The sequence below is a fragment of the Chitinophaga japonensis genome (assembly GCF_007830125.1).
In the GTDB taxonomy this organism is placed as follows: Bacteria; Bacteroidota; Bacteroidia; order Chitinophagales; family Chitinophagaceae; genus Chitinophaga; species Chitinophaga japonensis.
Genome location: NZ_VLLG01000003.1, coordinates 435,787 through 455,707 on the forward strand (window position 1 = coordinate 435,787; position 19,921 = coordinate 455,707).

Annotated in this window: 15 protein-coding genes; 9 read left to right on the forward strand and 6 right to left on the reverse strand. The window is 53.5% G+C overall.

The window, feature by feature from the left end:
- Window positions 1-41: 41 nt before the first annotated feature.
- Window positions 42-1,538 carry an amino acid permease gene (locus LX66_RS10950; protein WP_145713066.1) on the reverse strand — a complete coding sequence of 499 codons (1,497 nt, stop codon included), beginning with the start codon at window positions 1,536-1,538 and terminating at the stop codon, window positions 42-44.
- Between the two features lie 188 nt (window positions 1,539-1,726).
- Here LX66_RS10950 and LX66_RS10955 point away from each other — a divergent pair, with 188 nt between their 5' ends.
- The 3 genes from LX66_RS10955 to LX66_RS10965 are packed head-to-tail and all read left to right on the forward strand — an operon-like array spanning window position 1,727 to window position 5,134.
- Complete coding sequence (locus LX66_RS10955) at window positions 1,727-3,136, forward strand: dicarboxylate/amino acid:cation symporter (protein WP_145713069.1); 1,410 nt, start codon at window positions 1,727-1,729, stop codon at window positions 3,134-3,136.
- 57 nt (window positions 3,137-3,193) lie between these two features.
- Complete coding sequence (locus tag LX66_RS10960) at window positions 3,194-3,880, forward strand: DedA family protein (protein WP_145713072.1); 687 nt, start codon at window positions 3,194-3,196, stop codon at window positions 3,878-3,880.
- Window positions 3,881-3,898: 18 nt separating this feature from the next.
- Window positions 3,899-5,134, forward strand: a complete 1,236-nt coding sequence (locus LX66_RS10965; protein WP_145713074.1) for an MFS transporter — start codon at window positions 3,899-3,901, stop codon at window positions 5,132-5,134.
- A 121-nt stretch (window positions 5,135-5,255) separates the two neighbouring features.
- On the opposite strand, the gene LX66_RS10970 is transcribed toward LX66_RS10965, so the two are convergent.
- The 3 genes from LX66_RS10970 to LX66_RS10980 all read right to left on the reverse strand — a co-directional run bounded on the left by LX66_RS10970 (window position 5,256) and on the right by LX66_RS10980 (window position 7,499).
- Complete coding sequence (locus LX66_RS10970; protein ID WP_145713077.1) at window positions 5,256-5,720, reverse strand: MarR family winged helix-turn-helix transcriptional regulator; 465 nt, start codon at window positions 5,718-5,720, stop codon at window positions 5,256-5,258.
- Between the two features lie 227 nt (window positions 5,721-5,947).
- Window positions 5,948-6,886, reverse strand: coding sequence for a malate dehydrogenase (gene mdh, locus LX66_RS10975; RefSeq protein ID WP_145713080.1), 939 nt, complete (start codon window positions 6,884-6,886; stop codon window positions 5,948-5,950).
- A gap of 115 nt (window positions 6,887-7,001) precedes the next feature.
- Window positions 7,002-7,499 carry a TlpA family protein disulfide reductase gene (locus LX66_RS10980; protein ID WP_145713083.1) on the reverse strand — a complete coding sequence of 166 codons (498 nt, stop codon included), beginning with the start codon at window positions 7,497-7,499 and terminating at the stop codon, window positions 7,002-7,004.
- A gap of 280 nt (window positions 7,500-7,779) precedes the next feature.
- On the opposite strand from LX66_RS10980, the gene efp reads away from it, so the two are divergent.
- The 3 genes from efp to accC are packed head-to-tail and all read left to right on the forward strand — an operon-like array spanning window position 7,780 to window position 10,220.
- The gene (gene efp / locus LX66_RS10985) at window positions 7,780-8,346 is read left to right on the forward strand and encodes an elongation factor P (protein WP_145713085.1); all 567 of its coding nucleotides are present in this window, start codon (window positions 7,780-7,782) and stop codon (window positions 8,344-8,346) included.
- Window positions 8,347-8,388: 42 nt separating this feature from the next.
- The gene (gene accB / locus LX66_RS10990; RefSeq protein WP_145713088.1) at window positions 8,389-8,874 is read left to right on the forward strand and encodes an acetyl-CoA carboxylase biotin carboxyl carrier protein; all 486 of its coding nucleotides are present in this window, start codon (window positions 8,389-8,391) and stop codon (window positions 8,872-8,874) included.
- An 8-nt stretch (window positions 8,875-8,882) separates the two neighbouring features.
- The gene (accC, locus tag LX66_RS10995; protein ID WP_145713090.1) at window positions 8,883-10,220 is read left to right on the forward strand and encodes an acetyl-CoA carboxylase biotin carboxylase subunit; all 1,338 of its coding nucleotides are present in this window, start codon (window positions 8,883-8,885) and stop codon (window positions 10,218-10,220) included.
- A gap of 111 nt (window positions 10,221-10,331) precedes the next feature.
- Here the strand turns inward: accC and LX66_RS11000 are convergent, their stop codons facing one another.
- Window positions 10,332-12,074, reverse strand: a complete 1,743-nt coding sequence (locus LX66_RS11000) for a family 43 glycosylhydrolase (protein ID WP_145713092.1) — start codon at window positions 12,072-12,074, stop codon at window positions 10,332-10,334.
- A gap of 106 nt (window positions 12,075-12,180) precedes the next feature.
- Window positions 12,181-14,376 (reverse strand): glutamine synthetase III family protein, encoded by a 2,196-nt coding sequence (locus tag LX66_RS11005; RefSeq protein WP_211366176.1) that lies wholly within the window; start codon window positions 14,374-14,376, stop codon window positions 12,181-12,183.
- Window positions 14,377-14,752: 376 nt separating this feature from the next.
- Here LX66_RS11005 and purL point away from each other — a divergent pair, with 376 nt between their 5' ends.
- The 3 genes from purL to LX66_RS11020 all read left to right on the forward strand — a co-directional run bounded on the left by purL (window position 14,753) and on the right by LX66_RS11020 (window position 19,918).
- Window positions 14,753-17,008: a phosphoribosylformylglycinamidine synthase subunit PurL gene (gene purL / locus LX66_RS11010; protein ID WP_244620371.1), complete on the forward strand. Its 2,256-nt coding sequence runs from the start codon at window positions 14,753-14,755 to the stop codon at window positions 17,006-17,008.
- Between the two features lie 48 nt (window positions 17,009-17,056).
- A complete protein-coding gene (locus LX66_RS11015) occupies window positions 17,057-17,632 on the forward strand; it encodes a Crp/Fnr family transcriptional regulator (protein WP_145713093.1) in 576 nt (191 codons plus the stop codon).
- Window positions 17,633-17,743: 111 nt separating this feature from the next.
- The gene (locus LX66_RS11020; protein ID WP_145713095.1) at window positions 17,744-19,918 is read left to right on the forward strand and encodes an MMPL family transporter; all 2,175 of its coding nucleotides are present in this window, start codon (window positions 17,744-17,746) and stop codon (window positions 19,916-19,918) included.
- The last annotated feature ends 3 nt before the right edge of the window (window positions 19,919-19,921 follow it).

Here is a 19,921-nt window from a genome sequence, read left to right on the forward strand (position 1 = left end):
TTGACTGCAAACGGGCGGTTGAAAAATATGTGTAAGGCGCACTATTCCTTCAGTTTGCGGGCCTTGCTATGCTTTACACTGTAGCCGAAATAGATGGCAAAGCCAATGGCCAGCCATACGAGCAGCCGCAGCCAGTTGTCAATACCCAGGCCGAATATCATCAGCAGGCATACCACTGCGCCCGCAATGGGCACCACCGGCACCCAGGGCGTTTTGAACGGGCGGGGCACCTCGGGGTTGCTCTTGCGCATTACCAGCACGCCAATGCATACCAGCACAAAGGCAAAGAGGGTACCGATACTGGTCATGTTGCCTACAATATGATCCGGCACAAAACCGGCAAATACCGCGGTAAATACAAAGAATAGTATCTGTGATTTATAAGGCGTACGGTACTTGGGATGCAGCGCGGAAAATACCGGCGGCACCAGCCCGTCGTTGGACATGGAGTAGAACACGCGGGTCTGTCCCAGCAGCATCACCAGTATTACGGAGGAGAAACCCGCCAGGATGGCGATGGTAATCATCAGGGAGAGCCAGCCAAGTCCCGGCATGTAGGTATCAATCGCATAGGCCACGGAAGCCTCGCTGCCCGCCTTCAGGAAGTCCCTGTAAGGCGCCACGCCGGTAAGTACGTGGGAGAAAAGAATGTATAATACGGTACAGATGGCCAGGGATACCAGGATGCCGATAGGCATGGCCTTTTTCGGGTTCTTGGTTTCCTGGGCGGTGGTGGACACGGCATCGAACCCGATAAAGGCAAAGAATACGATGCCGGCCCCCGTGAGCACACCCGGCCAGCCGTGGTTCCAGAAATTCGAGTAATCTATGACGGCCCCGTCGCTCAACTGCACCGTGCCGGCATTGGCCGGGATGGTGTAAGGCGTATGGTTGGCAGGATCAATGAACTTCCAGCCCAGGGCTATGAACAGCAGCACAATGGCCACTTTTACGATCACGATAACAGTGTTTACCACGGCAGACTCCTGCGTGCCACGGATCAGCAGCAGGGTAAGCAGCAGCAGGATGCAGATGGCGGGAATGTTGATAATACCCCGCACGCCTGCTTCGGACATCTGGAAAGGCGAGTGCGACCATTCATATGGTATGGTGACATGAAAAAGCGTGCTCAATAAGTTGTTCAGGTATTGGGACCAGCCAATCGAAACCGTGGCGGCGCCCAGCGCATATTCCAGCACCAGGTCCCAGCCTATGATCCAGGCTACTACTTCTCCCAGGGTGGCATAGGAATACGTGTAGGCGCTACCGGCAATAGGTATCATGGAAGCAAATTCCGCATAGCAAAGGCCCGCCAGCGCACAGCCGATGGCCGCTATTACGAAGGAAAGGGTTACCGCAGGCCCTGCGTGGGCGCCGGCAGCAGCAGCCGTGCGCACAAAGAGCCCGGCGCCGATAATGGCGCCAATGCCCAACGCTACCAGCGATCCGGCGCTTAACGTTCTTTTTAACCCTTTTTCCGATTCGGATGCTTCAGATAACAATTGACCCAGTGGCTTTCTTACAAAGAGTCTACTCATGATAGAAGTATTGTTGGTTGATGTTTAAGGTGGTTTAGCTTGTTGTTTTAAGACCGCCAAATATAACTATCTAAAAGCAAACGCACCTTTTTTATTTTATAAGGTATGGGCTGATTTTTAGCCTGATAACCTTATTTTTGGGGAATTTTGTCGGATATTTCTATCATAAATCTAAACTGCACCTGTTAATGACTAAAAAGCAAGCCGCCTGGATCGCATTCTTTGCCATTACCATTGCTGCTATTCTTACCTGTTTATCCCACTATAACCTGCTGGCCCTGCCGCAGCCGGTATTACTCACGGTGCGCTGGCTCGCTACGGCCAGCCTGGTATGGTTCGCCATCAGGAAAAAATCATTGACCACCTGGATACTGGTCAGCATGGTGGTAGGCGCCGGTATCGGGCATGATTTCCCCCAGGTGGGCATGAACCTGCGCGTGCTGAGCCAGATATTCCTGAGAATGATCAAGACCATTATCGCCCCGCTGATATTTGCCACCCTGGTGGTAGGTATTGCCGGGCATTCCGATATCAAGCAGGTAGGGCGTATGGGATGGAAGTCCCTGCTGTACTTCGAAGTGGTGACCACTATCGCCCTGTTCATTGGCGTAGCCGCCATCAACATCAGCAAGGCCGGTATGGGCATACAGATGCCCGCGGAGGTGCACGAAGCAGTGCAAACGCCCCCGCCGCAAAGCTGGCAGGATATCATCCTGCATATTTTCCCGGAAAACATTGCCAAGTCCATTTACCACGGCGACGTGCTGCCCGTGGTGGTGTTCAGCGTGATCTTCGGCATTGCGCTGGGCATGGTAAAGGAAAAGGTACGCCGTCCCATGCTGGGCTTTTGCGAAAGCCTTTCTGAAACCATGTTCAAGTTCACCAATATCGTGATGTATTTTGCACCGGTAGGGGTAGGAGCGGCTATTGCCTATACGGTAGGGCATGGCGGCCTGTCTGTGCTGGGCAACCTGTTCCAACTGCTGCTTACGCTGTACGTGGCGCTGATCGTTTTTGTGCTGGTGGTGCTGCTGCCCGTGGCGCTTATCATAAAGCTGCCTATCCGGCGTTTTATAAAGGAGATATCCGAACCGGTGTCCATTGCATTTGCTACCACCAGCTCGGAGTCTGCCCTGCCCAAAGCCATGGAGGCCATGGGGCGTATGGGCGTACCGCGCAAGATAGTGGCCTTTGTAATGCCTACCGGCTACAGCTTTAACCTGGACGGGTCTACCCTGTACCTGTCGCTGGCCTCTATTTTTGTGGCGCAGGCGGCTGGTATCCATATGAGCTTCGGGCAGCAACTGCTGATGGTATTTACGCTGATGCTTACCAGCAAGGGCGTGGCCGGCGTGCCCCGCGCTACCCTGGTGATCATACTCGGTACGGTAGCCTCTTTTCACCTGCCCTCCTGGCCGGTGTTCCTGATACTGGGTATTGATGAGCTGATGGATATGGCCCGCACGTCTGTAAACGTGATCGGCAACTGCCTGGCCACCGCAGTGGTGGGCAAATGGGAAGGGGAAACGGATTTCAGCAAGCCTGCGGCAGACAGCATTAGCGCAGAAGTTGCCGAAACCATGATATCCCACAATTAACAATTAATACCTAATTTTAGCCTTACGCCAACTTTTTAAATTAAACAAAACGACGGCATGGATCAGATCATAGAGTTTTTCAAGCATTTAATCAACCCCGAATGGATCATTGAGCACGGCGGTATTTATTTATTGTTGCTGATCATTTTTGCGGAGACGGGGCTGTTCGTGGGATTTTTTCTGCCGGGGGATTCCCTGCTGTTCGTGGCCGGCATTTACGGGGAGCTGCTGAGCAAGAGCTTTTTCGATATGCCGTTTTTTGTAGTGATGCTGGTGATCGCCATTGCCGGGGTACTGGGCAATATGGTGGGCTTCTGGTTCGGGCGTAAATCAGGGCCGCTGCTGTTCAATCGGAAGGATACGCTGCTCTTTAAAAAGAAATACCTGTACCAGGCCAAGGAGTTTTATGACAAGCACGGCGGCGGCGCTATTTTCCTGGCCCGTTTCCTGCCTATTGTGCGCACTTTCGCTCCCATTGTAGCCGGTATTGTGCAGATGGACGGCAAAAAGTTCATGCTGTATAATATTGTAGGCTCCTTTGCCTGGGTATTTTCCATGATGCTGGCGGGACATTACCTGGATAAGGCCTTCCCCACGCTCAAGGACCACCTGGAGCTGATCATCGTGATCATTATCCTGATCACCACCCTGCCTGTGCTCTTCAAGATATTTTTCGGCAAGACCAAGCAGGAAACACATACGCTGCGTGAGGACAGCAAAGCGCCTACCGACACGTTATCGTAAGCACTATACATCACATTTATGCACCCGGAAAACCGTTCCACTTCTATCTTTAACGTAGCCGTTATTGTGGCTTCGCTTGGCTATTTCGTAGACATTTACGACCTCCTGTTATTTACGATTGTAAGGGTGCCCAGCCTGCGGGAGTTGGGCGTTCCGCAAAACGAGATCGATACCGGCGTGGGCCTGCTGCTCATTAATGTGCAGATGGTAGGCATGCTCATTGGCGGTGTGCTGTGGGGCATTGTAGGGGACAAACGCGGGCGGCTGAGCGTGCTGTTCGGCTCTATCCTGCTGTATTCCGTGGCCAATATTGCCAATGGGTTTGTGCATTCCACCGGCGGGTACCTGGTATGGCGCTTTATAGCCGGGCTGGGCCTGGCCGGGGAGCTGGGCGCCGGCATTACCCTGGTATCGGAGATCCTGCCCAAGGAAAAGCGGGGCTACGGCACGATGATCGTAGCCACGGTAGGCGTATCCGGCGCGGTGGCGGCCAATTTCATCGCCAAGCTGGTGCAGGACTGGCGCATCTGCTATTTCATTGGCGGCGGGCTGGGCCTGGCGCTGCTGGTGCTGCGCATCAGCGTGATGGAATCGACTATGTTTGCCGCGCTGAAGCAAAGCACTGCCAGCCGGGGCAATTTCCTGGCCCTGTTCACCAGCCGGGAGCGTTTTATGAAGTACCTCAAATGCCTGCTGCTGGGCACCCCTACCTGGTTTGTGGTGGGCATACTCGTTGCATTTTCCAACAAGTTTGCCATGGAAATGGGCGTGCGGGACGCCATCAGCCCCGGGGATGCCATTGCCTTTACCTACACCGGCCTGGTGCTGGGTGATTTTTCTACCGGCTTTATCAGCCAGTTATGGAGAAGCCGCCGGAAGGTGATGATCCTGTTCCTGCTGCTCACCGCTGCTTTTGTGTTCCTGTACTTCCGGATGCACGGGGCGGACAAGTGGACCTTCTATGCCGTGTGTTTCGGGTTGGGCTTCAGCGTGGGGTTCTGGGCTATTTTTGTGACCATAGCGGCGGAAAGCTTCGGCACCAACCTGCGCGCTACGGTAGCCACCACGGTGCCCAACTTTGCCAGGGGCCTGCTGCCGCTCATCTCTGCGCTGTTCACCGCCTTGCAGGCCCGCTTCAGCTACCTGCACAGCGGCGCTATAGTGGCGGCCGTTTGCATAGGGGTGTCATTAATAACCGCTTACAGCATTGAGGAAACCTTTGGCAAAGACCTGGATTATGTAGAAGAGGTCTGAAATTCCAAATTCCAAAACCCAAATTCCAAAATGATAGCCGGCCACCAATAATACCAGACGGTCAATATTGGCTGACGGATTTCAACCAGTTTGGAATTTGGAATTTGGGTTTTGGAATTTGCTAATAATATAGCCCCAGCATTTTATCCAGCAGCTTATTCAGTTGGGCGGCTTCTTTGGGAGAGAGGCTTTGCCGGAGGCAATCTTCCAGCGATTCTATTTCTTCGTCTATTTCTTTCAGCAACTGCAGTCCTTTGGCGGTGATCTTCACGTCTACGGCCCGGCGGTCGGCCTCGCAGCTTTTACGCTCCACCAGCTCGGCTTTGCGCAGGCGCTCCACCAGGCGGGACACATCGCTCATTTTGTCCAGCATTCTTTCTTTCAGCATGTTGATGTTGGCGGCTTTGGGGTGCTGTCCCCGGAGTATGCGTAATATGTTATACTGCTGCATCGTAATGTCAAACTTCTTGAAGAACTGCTGATGGCGGCTTACCATCCAGTTACCCACGAATATCAGGCTCACCAGCCCCTTGGTATACTCGGTATTAAAGGCTTTTTGTGACAGTATTTTTTCAATGTTCGACATAAGGAGACGGAGAATATAACATAAAGTTAAAAATATGAAGATAATAAAAGCGCCGATATAAACGGCCGCGCTGAAATGGTTGATTGATAAACTGTTATGTGTTATTCTTACACAATGGTATTAAAGAATATAAAATGTAAAATGCTAAATGTAAAATGTAAAAGGATGAAGCACACTCGCCTACTTTTACATTTTACATTTAGCATTTAATATTTTACATCCTTCTCCTATGCGGTCACTTTCATGTTGTCCAGCACATCCATTACTTCTTTTACGTGCTGGGCGGAAGTTTTCAGCAGCTCCATTTCCCCCTCGTTCAGTTGCAGCTCTATGATCTTTTCTATCCCGGTTTTACCCAGCACTACGGGCACGCCCAGGTAGATGTCCTGCAGCCCGTACTGGCCGGTAAGCCAGGCGCAGCAGGGGAAAATGCGTTTTTCGTCCTTCAGGATGGCCTCTACCATTTGCGCGGCTGCCGCACCGGGTGCGTACCAGGCGGAGGTGCCCAGCAGGTTCACGATCTCGCCGCCGCCTACTTTGGTGCGCTGGATGATGGTTTCCAGTTTATCCGCCGCTACCAGTTCCGTTACGGGAATACCGCTCACGGTGGTATAGCGGGGCAGGGGCACCATGGTATCGCCATGGCCGCCCATCAGGATGGCCTGTATGTCTTTGGGGGAGCAACCGATCTCCTCTGCCAGGAAAGCACGGTAGCGGGCCGTATCCAGGATGCCGGCCATGCCGAATACCTTGCTGCTGTCCTTTTTGGCGGTAAGGAAAGCGCAGTAGGTCATTACATCCAGGGGGTTGCTAACCACGATAATAACGGCATCGGGGGAATACTTACTGATGTTCTCAGTAACAGACTTTACGATGTTGGCATTGGTGGAGATCAGGTCATCGCGGCTCATGCCGGGTTTGCGGGGTAAACCGGACGTGATCACAACTACGTCGCTGTTCGCGGTTTTAGCATAGTCATTGGTGACGCCCGTCACTTTGGTGCTGTAATAATCGATCGGGGCCTGTTGCCATGTGTCCAGTGCTTTACCTTCAGCAGTTCCTTCCTTGATATCCAGTAACACTACTTCCTGTAAAAAATCTCTGTGGGCCAGCACGTTAGCGCAGGTGGCGCCTACATTGCCAGCTCCTACAACAGTAACTTTCATCTTATCTGTGTATTTTAAGGTGAAGAATATTTACTTAAATTTAAGCATAAAGCTGAAAGCACAAAGCATAAAGCAAAATGCAGGCTGCTTTTAGCTTTATGCCTTCCGTTTTCCGCTATTTCAGATACGGCAGCACGTCGTCCAGCTTCGCGGTGCCTTCAAATCCTTTTACCAGGGACTGCTTTTTATTGTATACGTACAGGCCCGGGAAGTAGTGCATATCATAAAAGGACATGATCTGCCGGGTAGGCTCGCTGGCCATAATAATGTTGGGATATTGCGATATCTTGTATTCCTCGTAATATTCCTTCATCCGCCCGGGCTTGAAGGGGGTGATCATGAGCACCTGGGTCTTCTTCAGCTTGTCCATGTTTTTCAGCATTTCTTCCGTCAGTTGCTTGCAGTGGTCGCATTCCACGCTGAAAATAAAGACCAGGGTAGGGGTATTCTTGCGGAGGTCATTCTTGGTAATGGTATGCCCGTCCGGCAGGGTAAGCTGGTAGGCGGGTATCACCGGGTATTGTAAATAAGGCGCTTTCTTACCCTGGCTGGCCCCCTGGGCGTGCAGCAGGAGCGGGAAAGCAAAAGCACATAACAATAGCAAATAACGCATGGTACGGTCTGTTTTTGATGAATGAACGACTAAAAATAGTGCAGAACGGCCGAATGGCGCCGTCAAATTGATTTTTTTCCAAAAAAATTACTAGATTACCTGTCCTTACCTTATGTTTGCATTCCTAAAAAAATTAATGGGTTTGCGGTTCAGGCACAGGATGACTCAAACAGTTAGCAGCGGCGCCGCACCATGAAGGATTTCGTGAGGATTTCGCAGAATGGTTTACTTTTGCAGACCTAATTCAAATTTTTAAACTTAAAAATCAGTATCCTATTTTATGGCTACCACTGCAGATATCAGAACAGGATTGATCATAAAGCTGGATAACAGCTTGTATTCTGTTGTAGAGTTTGGTCAGAACAAGACTGCCCGTGCCGCCGCCAAAGTATGGGCAAAATTAAAAGGTGTGGATAATAACCGTTCCATTGAGCACACCTGGAACTCCGGCGATACCATTTACCCGGTGCGTGTGGAGAAAAAGGCTTTCCAGTTCCTGTACAAAGACGAGAGTGGCTATAACTTCATGGATAAAGAGACCTTTGAGCAACTGGCGCTGGAAGAGAACATGGTAGATGCGCCCCAGTTCCTGAAAGAAGGGGAGGAGGTGTTTGTGCTGATGAACACCGAAACCGAGCAGCCCATGAGCGTGGAGCTGCCCGACAAGATCGTGGTAAAGATCACCTACTCCGAGCCCGGTATGAAGGGAGATACTGCCACCCGCACCCTGAAGCCCGCCACCATTGAAACCGGCGCTACCGTTATGGTGCCCCTGTTCGTGAATGAGGGAGAGTCCATCAGGGTGAATACCAAGACCGGGGAGTACATTGAAAGAGTAAAAGAATAATCCATATCACAAACGAACATTTCTAAACCAAAAACTGTCTACATGGATTTTAAACAGATCCAGGAGCTGGTAAAGATGGTGAACAAATCCAATATCAGCGAACTGAGCATAGAAGAAGACAAGTTTAAGATTACAATAAAGCAAAAGGATAACGAGGTACAACAGGTAATTGCTGTGCCCGCAGCAGCCCCGGTGCAGGCAGTGGCGCCGGTAGCACCTGTAGCTCCCGCACCGGCCCCGGCTCCCGCAGCGCCTGCTGCCACGCCGGCCGCGCCCGCCAAAGCGGACAACCTGGTTACTATCAACTCTCCCATGATCGGCACTTTTTACCGCAGCCCCGGCCCGGACAAACCTGCGTTCGTGAACGTGGGCGATGATGTGGCCCCCGGCAAGGTGGTGTGCATTATTGAAGCCATGAAGCTGTTCAACGAAATTGAGAGCGAAGTAAGCGGTAAAATAGTAAAAGTGCTGGTAGATGACGCCTCCCCGGTTGAATATGATCAGCCTTTGTTTTTAGTGGAACCATAAAGTAAGCAATGTTTAAAAAGATACTGATCGCCAACCGTGGAGAAATAGCCCTGCGTATCATACGCACCTGTAAGGAAATGGGCATCAAAACGGTGGCTGTTTACTCTACTGCGGATAAAGACAGCCTGCACGTGAAGTTTGCAGATGAAGCCGTTTGCATTGGCAAACCGCAGAGCTCAGAATCCTATCTCAACATCCCTCACCTGATGGCCGCGGCGGAAATCACCAATGCCGACGCTATCCATCCCGGGTACGGATTCCTGGCGGAAAATGCCCGCTTTGCCGAAATATGCGGCGAGCATGGCATCAAGTTCATTGGCCCCACCCCGGAAATGATCCGGAAAATGGGGGACAAGATGACCGCCAAGGAAACCATGATAGCAGCCGGCGTACCGGTTATACCGGGCTCCGACGGGCTGCTGGAAAGCCTGGAGCAGGCCAAAAGCCTGGCAAAGGAGATGGGCCTGCCCGTGATACTCAAGGCTACGGCCGGCGGTGGCGGTAAGGGCATGCGCGTGGTATGGGAAGAGAACGAGCTGGAAAACGCCTACAATATGGCCAAAACGGAAGCCCGTGCCGCTTTCAATAATGACGGCATCTACATGGAGAAATTCGTGGAAGAGCCCCGCCATATTGAAATACAGGTAGCCGGCGACCAGTACGGCAAGGTATGCCACCTCAGCGAAAGGGATTGCTCCATACAGCGCCGTCACCAGAAGCTGGTGGAAGAATCACCCTCTCCCTTTATGACGCCCGAGCTGCGTGAAAAGATGGGCGAGGCCGCCATCAAGGCCGCTTCCGCCATCAATTACGAGAGCGTGGGCACCATCGAGTTCCTGGTAGACAAGCACCGCAATTTCTACTTCATGGAAATGAACACCCGTATCCAGGTGGAGCACGGGGTAACGGAAGAGGTCATCAACTTTGACCTGATCAAGGAACAGATCAAGATAGCCGCCGGCATTCCCATTTCCGGCAAGAACTATACGCCGCAGATGCATGCCATCGAATGCCGTATCAATGCGGAAGATCCCTACAATGACTTCCGTCCCTCCCCGGGTAAGATAACCGTGCTGCATATACCGGGCGGCCACGGCGTACGCGTGGATTCCCACATCTATGCAGGCTATGTGATACCGCCGTATTATGACAGCATGGTGGCCAAGATCATCACCATTGCGCAGACCCGCGAAGAGGCCATCAATACCATGGAGCGCGCCCTGAGCGAGTTTGTGATAGAAGGGGTGAAAACCACCATTCCCTTCCACCAGCAGTTGATGCGTAACGAGGATTTCCGGAAAGGCAACTTTACTACCAAGTTTACCGAAGGCTTTAAGCTGGTATAGAAAATGCAAAATGTAAAATTTTAAATTTCAAATGTAAAAGGGAAGGTCAGATGTTTCATGAAACACTGCTCCTTCACTTTTACATTTAAAATTTTATATTCTCTATCACCCTCACTCCACTTTCACCACTTTCGTTCTTCTACTGATCCCGTTCTCGTTAAAAGCCTCTATGCAGAAATAGTAGGGCTTGTCCTTATCCATCCCGTTAAAGTAATAATCATTACGGCCATACACCATGATGCTGGTGTACAGTTTGTCCGGCGCAATACCGGTATAGATCGTGTATCCCGTAGCGTTGTCATTCATTTCCCATTTGAGCCAGGCATTCCGGCGCTCGCTGTCGCCGCGGAGGGCCACAAAATGCTGTACGGTGTCCGGCGCGCTGCCTTTTCCCCGGCCGAATACCCGCAGGCCGCTGATGGCGAATTTGCCGGTGGGCATGTGCAGGTTCTCCAGCTTGATGTAGCGGGCCTGCGCTGCTTGGGGTAGTGCTACGTAGTCATGCGGCACATCCGTGCGGTTGCGGCTTTTATCCACCAGTACCTGCCAGTTTTTACCGTCTTTGGAGCCGTATAACCTGTACCGGTGGTACAGGCCGGGCTGCTTGCCCATAATAGTGGCGTCCTGGTCCGCATAGTTGATCTGTATGGCGCGTATGGTGCTTACCTGGCCCAGGTCGGACTGTATCCATTCGCCGGCATTGCCGCTGGCCGCGCTCCAGTAGGTTTTGATGTCTTCGTCTACCGCGTTGTTGGGCGCAAAGCCGCCCAGGGTGGAGGATACCTGTACCGGCTTGTTGTAGTTCAGCAGCATCCAGCCGGTAAAAAGGCCCTTGCTGTCCCTTATGGAGTCATTGGGCAGGTAATGCGGGTAATCGCCGTAGGCGGTATTGCAGAAAAGGATATCGTCCTGGTCAAAGCCGGCCGGCCAGATGCCGATCCTTCTTTCAAAATTGTTCTTGGTGCTGATCACGATGGTGGATACATGCCACCAGTTGCCGTGCTTGTCCTGGTAAGTGGCGCCGTGGCCGGCTCCCCGGGCAAAACCGCCGGGCTTATAGGAGAAGGGGTTGTGCACCTGGTAGGCAAAGGGGCCCAGCGGATGCCCGCCCACGTACACGCCGTCCGCATAGCCGCTGAACTCCGTGCCCGGCGCGCCGTACTGCAGGTAGTACTTGCCGTTGTACTTGTTCATCCAGGCGCCTTCCATGAAGGGTTGCAGGAAAGTGTTGTCATTGTGCTCGCCAAAACGTTCCCAGCCGTGTATATCGTCGTGGAGGCGTATCAGTTCTTTTCTTTCGCCAATGGGCTGCAGTGTTTTGCGGTCCACCTCCCAGCCATAAATGGGATATACGTTGCTGGAGCCGTAGTAGAGGTAAAAACGGCCGTCGTCGTCCGTAAAGAAGGCCGGGTCCCAGGCGCCGGCCCGGAAGGAGTCTACCGCCTCTTTCCAGGTATCGGTGCGGGGCTGTGTGCTCATCCACAACGGGAAGCTCCGGGTATGGGTAGAGCCGATCACCAGCAGCGTATCGCCCAGCACGGCGGTAGCGGGCGCGCACAGCTCGTCGTACACCTGGTGCCAGGGTTTCAGGAATTTGCGCGGCACAAAGTTCCAGTGCAGCATGTCGCTGCTCCACCAGTAGCCCCACTGGTTGGTGGAAAAGAGGTAGTAATTCCCTTTGAACAGGGTGATCACCGGGTCGGCGGTGGCGCGGTGCTTTCCCTGTGTCACAAAGTTGGGAATGGGGCAGTAGCCGTAATCAATGTTGACGGGATTGCAGTAGGTGTTCTGCTGGGCAGCGGCAAGGCTGCAATAGCTTAGGAGCAGTGTCAACAGCACGTATCTTTTTCGCATGGTATACCGGTTTTGTATCAGTGAGCAATTAAAAATAACAAAACCCAAAGAAAAAGCCCACGGTGAAAACCGCGGGCTAATCATACACCAAAACAATCTTACGGTTTTATCGCAAGAAAAGCAGCTCTCTGTACTTGGGCAGGGCCCATTTTTTGTCATCCACCAGGAACTCCAGTTTGTCGGAGTGGTACCGGATCACATCAAAGTACGGCTTAATCTTTTCACAATATTCTATCGCTTTCTGACGGCTGTCAGTGAGCTTGTTTACTACCTTACGCGCTTCAATCATAGCCTGTACATTCTCACTGATGACATTAATATGTTCAGCAATTTTTTCAGCTATTTGCTTTTGCGCTTTCACGGCGCCTTCGCCCAGCCCAATTTCTTTCAGGCCGCGGATGTTTGCGATCAGGTCATTCTGATAGCTGATGGCAGCGGGCAGAATGGTGTTGGTAGCCAGATCGCCGATCACGCGGGCTTCTATCTGCACTTTCTTCACATAATCTTCCAGCAGTATCTCATGGCGGGCATGCAGTTCCTTCTCGTTATATACGCCGGTATCCGCAAAGAGTTTGGTGGCTTTGGGAGTAACCATGGCGTCCAGGGCGTGCGGAGTAGTTTTAACGTTGGGCAGGCCTCTTTTTGCTGCTTCTGCTTCCCATTCTTCGCTGTAGCCGTCTCCTTCGAATAAAACTTTTTCCGAATCTACAATATATTTCCGAAGAGTTTGCATAATGGCAATCTCTTTTTTCTCGCCTTTCTCGATCAGGCTGTCCACGTCTTTCTTGAAGTTGGACAGGGTTTGCGCCATGATCGTGTTCAGGATGGTCATGGCGGAAGCGCAGTTGGCGGAGGAACCTACCGCACGGAACTCGAACTTGTTGCCGGTGAAAGCAAAGGGAGAAGTACGGTTACGGTCGGTGTTGTCCAGCAGCAGCTCCGGTATGTGGCGGTGCAGGTCCAGCTTCAGGATGGCTTCATCCTGCTCGTCGAACTTGTTGCTTACGCGGGTCTTTACTTCCTGCAGCACTTCAGACAGGTACTTACCTACGAACACGGAGATGATAGCCGGGGGAGCTTCGTTGGCGCCCAGGCGGAAATCATTGCTGGGAGAAGCGATGGCGGCCCTCAGCAGGTCAGCGTAGTCGTGTACGGCCTTGATGGTGTTCACAAAGAAAGTGAGGAACATCAGGTTGGTCTTGGGCGTTTTGCCCGGCGCCAGCAGGTTTACACCGGTATCGGTGGCCATGCTCCAGTTGTTGTGCTTACCGGAACCGTTGATGCCGGCAAAGGGCTTTTCGTGCAGCAGCACTTTCAGCTTATGGCGTTTGGCCACTTTGGTCATCACGTCCATCAGCAGAGAGTTGTGGTCCACTGCAATGTTCACTTCTTCAAAGATGGGCGCGCACTCAAACTGGGAAGGCGCTACTTCGTTGTGGCGCGTCCTTAAGGGAATGCCCAGCTTGTAGGACTCTTCTTCAAAATCGCGCATGAAAGCGTAGGCGCGTTCAGGTATGGAGCCAAAGTAGTGGTCTTCCAGTTGCTGGCCTTTGGAAGGCGCATGACCTACTACGGTACGGCCGCACATGATCAAATCAGGGCGGGCGTTGGCCATGTTCTCATCCACCAGGAAGTATTCCTGCTCCCAGCCCAGGGTAGCGGTTACTTTGGTAACGTTCTTATCAAAATAGTTGCATACGTCTACGGCCGCTTTATCGAGGGAAGACAGCGCTTTCAGCAGCGGCGCCTTATAGTCCAGTGATTCGCCGGTGTAGGATACAAATATGGTAGGAATGCAAAGTGTTTTACCATAGCCTTGCTCTATGATAAATGCCGGGGAAGAAGGATCCCATGCAGTATAACCGCGGGCTTCAAAAGTAGCGCGCAGACCGCCGCTGGGGAAGCTGGACGCATCCGGCTCCTGTTGTACCAGCGCATCGCCGTCAAAGGTCTCTATGGCAGAACCATCGCTTTTGATGGTGAAGAAAGAGTCATGCTTTTCTGCAGTGGTACCGGTCAGGGGTTGGAACCAGTGTGTGAAGTGAGTAACGCCTTTTTTCATCGCCCACTGCTTCAGGCCTGCAGCGATCTGGTCGGCCATCTTACGCTCGATCTTGGAACCAGACTTGATGGAATTCATTAAACTCTTGTAGGCTTCGTCACTCAGATTTTCGCGTAGAACTTTTCCTGTGAAGACATTGCTGCCGAACACTTCGGTGATCTTCCCGTTGAGCTGCTCGGGCTTAATTTTTAAATCCACGCCGGCAAGGTTTTCCAGCGCAGTGAAGCGTAAAGATTGCATGCTGTAATTGATTTTATACTAAGTAAAGTAATTTTACACAAAAAAACGTTCTCTGCGTAAGATAAACAAGAAGTTTATTCTTTTTTGCTAAAAAATTTCATTTTAGCAGAAAAAAGTACAAAATTTTTGATTTTTGAATAAAAAAATTGAAAGGAATACTTCGAAAACTGATATATTCAAAAAATAATAATGCAACTGGTGGCCTGTATTAAGGTCAACAGTTGATAAATAACCATCAACTGTCGGCAAAAATCCCCTGCGGCGCCCCGGCAGTAACACCGCCCCTGCCAACTGCTTACTGCCCCTTGCCAGTTATCTAAAAATTAGTAGGTTTGCATCTTCATTTCTTTCTTGTGTATACATATACTTTACATACATGCAAAGCACTGTAGATACCGCCGACAAACTCATGCATACTACCGTAGAAACGGCCGAACAGCTTGGACTTACCGCAGACGAATTTGAACGTATAAAAACCATCCTGGGCCGCGTGCCCAACTTTACGGAGCTCAGCATGTACTCCGTAATGTGGAGCGAGCATTGCAGCTACAAGAACTCCATCGTATGGCTGAAATCCCTGCCCCGCGAGGGCGACCGCCTGCTGGTAAAGGCAGGGGAGGAGAACGCCGGCCTGGTGGACATTGGCGACGGTTATGCCTGCGTGTTCAAAATAGAGTCCCATAATCACCCCAGCGCTATTGAGCCTTTCCAGGGCGCTGCTACCGGGGTGGGCGGCATACACCGCGATATCTTTACCATGGGCGCACGCCCCATTGCGGCGCTGAACTCCCTGCGCTTCGGTAACCTGAACGATAAAAAAACGCAGCACCTGCTGAAGGGCGTGGTAAGCGGCATCGGCCATTACGGCAACTGCTTCGGCGTACCTACCGTGGCTGGTGAAACCTATTTTGAGGACTGCTACGGCACCAATCCCCTGGTAAACGCCATGAGCGTGGGGATCGTAAAGGTAGGGGAGACCGTATCCGCTACTTCCTACGGTGAGGGCAACCCGGTATTCATTGTAGGTTCCGCCACCGGCAAGGACGGTATTGGCGGCGCCTCCTTTGCCAGCGCCGATATTACCGAGGAAAGCGCGGAAGACCTGCCGTCCGTGCAGGTAGGGGACCCCTTCCAGGAGAAAAAGCTGCTGGAAGCCTGCCTGGAGGTGATCAAAACCCAGGCCCTGGTAGGCATGCAGGACATGGGCGCTGCCGGCATCACCTGCTCTACCGCGGAAATGAGCGCCAAAGGCGAGCATGGCATGAACATCTACCTGGAAAAAGTGCCCACCCGCCAGGAGAATATGAAAGCCTGGGAAATGCTGCTGAGCGAAAGCCAGGAAAGAATGCTGATCGTAGTGCACAAAGGCCGCGAGGCGGAAGTGCTGAAAATATTCGATAAATGGGACCTGCACTGTGTACAGATCGGTGAGGTGACCAAAGAGCCCCGGCTGAAGTTCTTTATGAACGGTGTGCTGGAGGCGGACGTGCCTGCCGAAAGCCTGGTGCTGGGCGGCGGCGCGCCGCAATACCACCGCGCTTATACGGAGCCGGCCTATTTTGAGAAGATCCGCGCTTTTGACGTACAGAACGTGCCGGATACCGCCAACCCCCGCTTTGTGGCGGAAAGGCTGGTAAAGCTGCCCAACATTGCTTCCAAAAGATGGATCTATACCCAGTATGACAGCATGGTAGGCACCGCCAACGCCAGCACCAACGCGCCCAGCGACGCCAGCATCGTACTGGTGAAAGGCACGCGCAAGGCGCTGGCCGTTACTACGGACTGCAACAGCCGGTACGTATTTGCCAACCCGCACATCGGCGGACAGATAGCCGTGGCGGAAGCAGCGCGCAACATTGTGTGCAGCGGCGGCGAACCGGTGGCCATCACCAACTGCCTGAACTTCGGCAACCCTTACGACCCGGAAGTATACTACCAGTTTGTGCATGCCATCAAAGGCATGGGCGAAGCCTGCCACAAGTTCAATACACCGGTAACCGGCGGCAACGTGAGTTTCTACAACCAGTCGCCTGACGGGCCGGTATACCCGACCCCCACCATCGGCATGCTGGGTGTACTGGATAACATGGAGCAGCGCATTACGCTGGACTTCAAGGCGCCCGGCCACCTGCTGTACATTGTAGGCCGCAGTCGCAACGACATCAACAGCTCCGAATACCTGCACAAGATCATCGGCATAGAGCACAGCCCTGCACCGCATTTCCACCTGGAAGAGGAGCACCAGTTACAGCAGGCCATTGCTAAACTGAATAAAGCCGGCCTCATACAGTCCGCGCACGATATCAGCGAAGGCGGCCTGTTCATCACCCTGCTGGAAAGCGCCATGGCCGGTAACCTGGGCTTTGATATCCATACCAATGATCATTTCCGTAAGGACGCCTACCTCTTTGGCGAAAGCCAGAGCCGCGTAGTGGTGACCGTGCGCCCGGAGGACCAGGAGAAATTCGAGTCCCTGCTGCATGGCCTGGTAGACACTACGGACCACTCCGTACGCCACGAAAAGATCGGCCTTGTAAAAGGTGAGCATATCATCATTGACGGCGATAACTGGGGCGCGGTAAACGAGTGGAAGCAGCAGTATGATACATCGGTAGAAAATCACCTGATATAATGGGCTCATGCGCTGGTATGCGGATAGGCATACCAGCGCATCAATGCTATGTTTGGCAACATTCATCACTTCTTCTTGCAAATGATACCCGGCCTCACGGATGAGGCCTGGCAGGCTTTTGCGGACCGCCTGCAGGTAAAGCAGTACAGCAAAGGGGAGGAGCTGAGCAGCGCAGAGCGGGTGAACCATATCATCTCTTTCATTGAGCAGGGCGCCGTGATCGCCTTCAATGTTGTAGATGGCAAAAAGCATATCTACAATTTCTTTTTTGAGCGGGAATATGTGTCGGATTATGAGAGCTTCCTGACCCGGGAGCCGGCCAGATACGGCCTGGAAGCCATAGAGGACACCACCACCATAGACCTGCATTACAACGATCTCCAGCAATTATATCTTTCCCATCCCGTTTTTGAGCGCGCCGGCAGAATGGCTGCCGAAGCCCAGTTTATCCGCCTGGCCCGGCAGATATCGTCCCTGCTGGCAGAAAAGCCGGAGGAGCGTTACCGCAACCTGCTCCGGGACAAACCGCAGGTGCTGCAGCGGGTGCCGCAGTACCTGGTAGCTTCCTACCTGGGCGTAACGCCGGAAGCGCTGAGCCGTATCAGGAAAAGGATCAGCCTGTAGCCCGCCGCTCCATTGATCCAAATCAACAAATCACCCCGGCCTTCCTTTATTGACCCGGATCAATGAAATCCGCCTGCCGATCCGCTTGTTTTGCAGGAGATCAGCATTCCTATGCATACACAGTCCGGATACCGGATCATACGATACCGGTGGCATATCATTATTGCAGCTACGATTTTATTTGTGTTATCGGCCCTTTACGGCAGCCGCGTGATCCCGCAATTGTCGCTGGCCCGCTTCGAGGTAAAGGGCTCGCCCTCCGACCTGGCGGCGCAGGCATTGCAGCAGCATTTTGGCGTGGGGCATCCCAACCTGCTGGTGCTGGTCACCGCCAAAAAAGGAACCGTGGATGACGCGCCGGTGCGGCAGGCTGCGCTGCAACTGGTACAGGAGCTGTCGCAGCAGGCGCATGTGCAGGAGGTTACTTCCTACTGGCAGCGCGCTTATGCGCCGGCGCTTAAAAGCAGGGATGGCCGCCAGGCGCTGATACTGGCGCATGTGGCCGGCAGCGTAACGGCCGTGCGGCAGCAGCTAAGCACGCTGTCGCCCATGCTCACGCGGAACAATGCCCTGATCAAAACCGGCGTAAGCGGGCAGGATGAAGTGTTCCGGCAGGTAGGTGCACAGAGCCAGCGGGATTTTGTGCTGGCAGACGCCATCGCCATACCGCTGGTATTCCTGCTGCTGATGATCGTGTTCCGCAGCATGCTGGCCGCCCTGCTCACGCTGATGACTTCCGTTTTTTCCATTGTGGTCACGCTGCTGGTATTGCGGGGGCTGGTGCAGTTTACGGAGGTATCCACTTTTGCGCTGAACCTCACGATGGTACTGGGCCTGGGCATCGGGGTGGATTATTGCCTGCTGGTCGTGTCTCGTTTCCGGGAGGAGTTTGGCAAAACGCTGGATGTGCAGGCGGCCATCACCATCACGCTGGAAACGGCCGGCCGCACCGTGTTGTTCAGCGCCGTTACCGTAGCGGTGTCGCTGGCCGCGCTGCTGCTGTTCCCCTTCTTTTTCCTGCGCTCTTTTGCCTATGCCGGCATCGCGGTGATTGGGGCCGGGGCCCTGGCCGCCACCATTGTGCTGCCCGCGGCGCTGGCCATTTTAAAGCACCGTATTACGCCCTGGGGCTGGTGGCGCATCTGCGCGAGGAAGGAGGGGATGGGTTTTTGGCACAGCACGGCGGTAATGGTCATGCAGCGCCCCCTGCTGATTGCCGTAACGGTAGTGGGGCTGCTGTTGCTGCTGGGCGCGCCTTTCCTGCGCATCCGCTTTGGCGCGCCGGACGACCGGGTGCTGCCCCCGCAGGCCAGCAGCCGCCAGGTGGAAGAGCAGTTGCGGCAGCATTTCCTGGCAGAGGAGGATGATGCGCTGCGTGTAGTAATGACCGGTATATCCGCGGCGGCTGATACGCAGGCAATCACAGACTATGCAGCCCGCCTGTCGCTGCTGGAAGGCGTGACGCAGGTGGATGGCCCTGCCGGCGCCTACGTGCAGGGCCGCCGCGCTGCTCCGCCGGGGGTATGGCACCAGCGGTTTCACAACGCGGCAGGCGCCTGGCTGGCGGTGATCCCGGCGCAGGACCGGCTGGAAAAAGACGCTTTCGGGCTGGTGCGGGAGGTGCGCGCCGTACCGGCGCCCTTCCACACCCTGGTGGGCGGCATGCCTGCCACCTTCTTTGATTTTCAGCACGAACTGCTGGCCTATATCCCGCTGGTAGCAGGCGTGATCGTGGTGGTCACCTTCGGGCTGCTGTTTTTCATGACGGGCAGCCTGGTGCTGCCCCTGAAAGCAGTGGTGCTGAACATACTCAGCCTTTCCGCTTCCTTCGGCGCCCTGGTATGGATCTTCCAGGAAGGGCACCTGTCCGGCTGGCTGCAGTTTACCGCCACGGGCACGATGGAGACCAGCATTCCCATCCTGATGTTCTGCCTGGCCTTTGGCCTGTCTATGGACTATGAAGTGTTCATCATGTCCCGCATCCGGGAGGAGTATGACAGTACCGGCAATAATGCGCTGGCAGTGGCCCGCGGGCTGGAAAAGAGCGCTTCGCTGGTAACCACCGCCGCGGCCCTGCTGGCCATTGCCTTTATTGCCTTTTCCACTTCCGGCATTACGCTCATGAAGATGATGGGTGTGGGCATGACCATCGCCGTGCTGGTAGACGCTACCATTATACGGGCGCTGCTCATGCCTGCATTAATGGAGCTGATGGGCAATGCCAACTGGTGGCCCCGCAAAAGACAAACGCATATTCATCAAACCAGTAATCACTCACCTCACTAAACG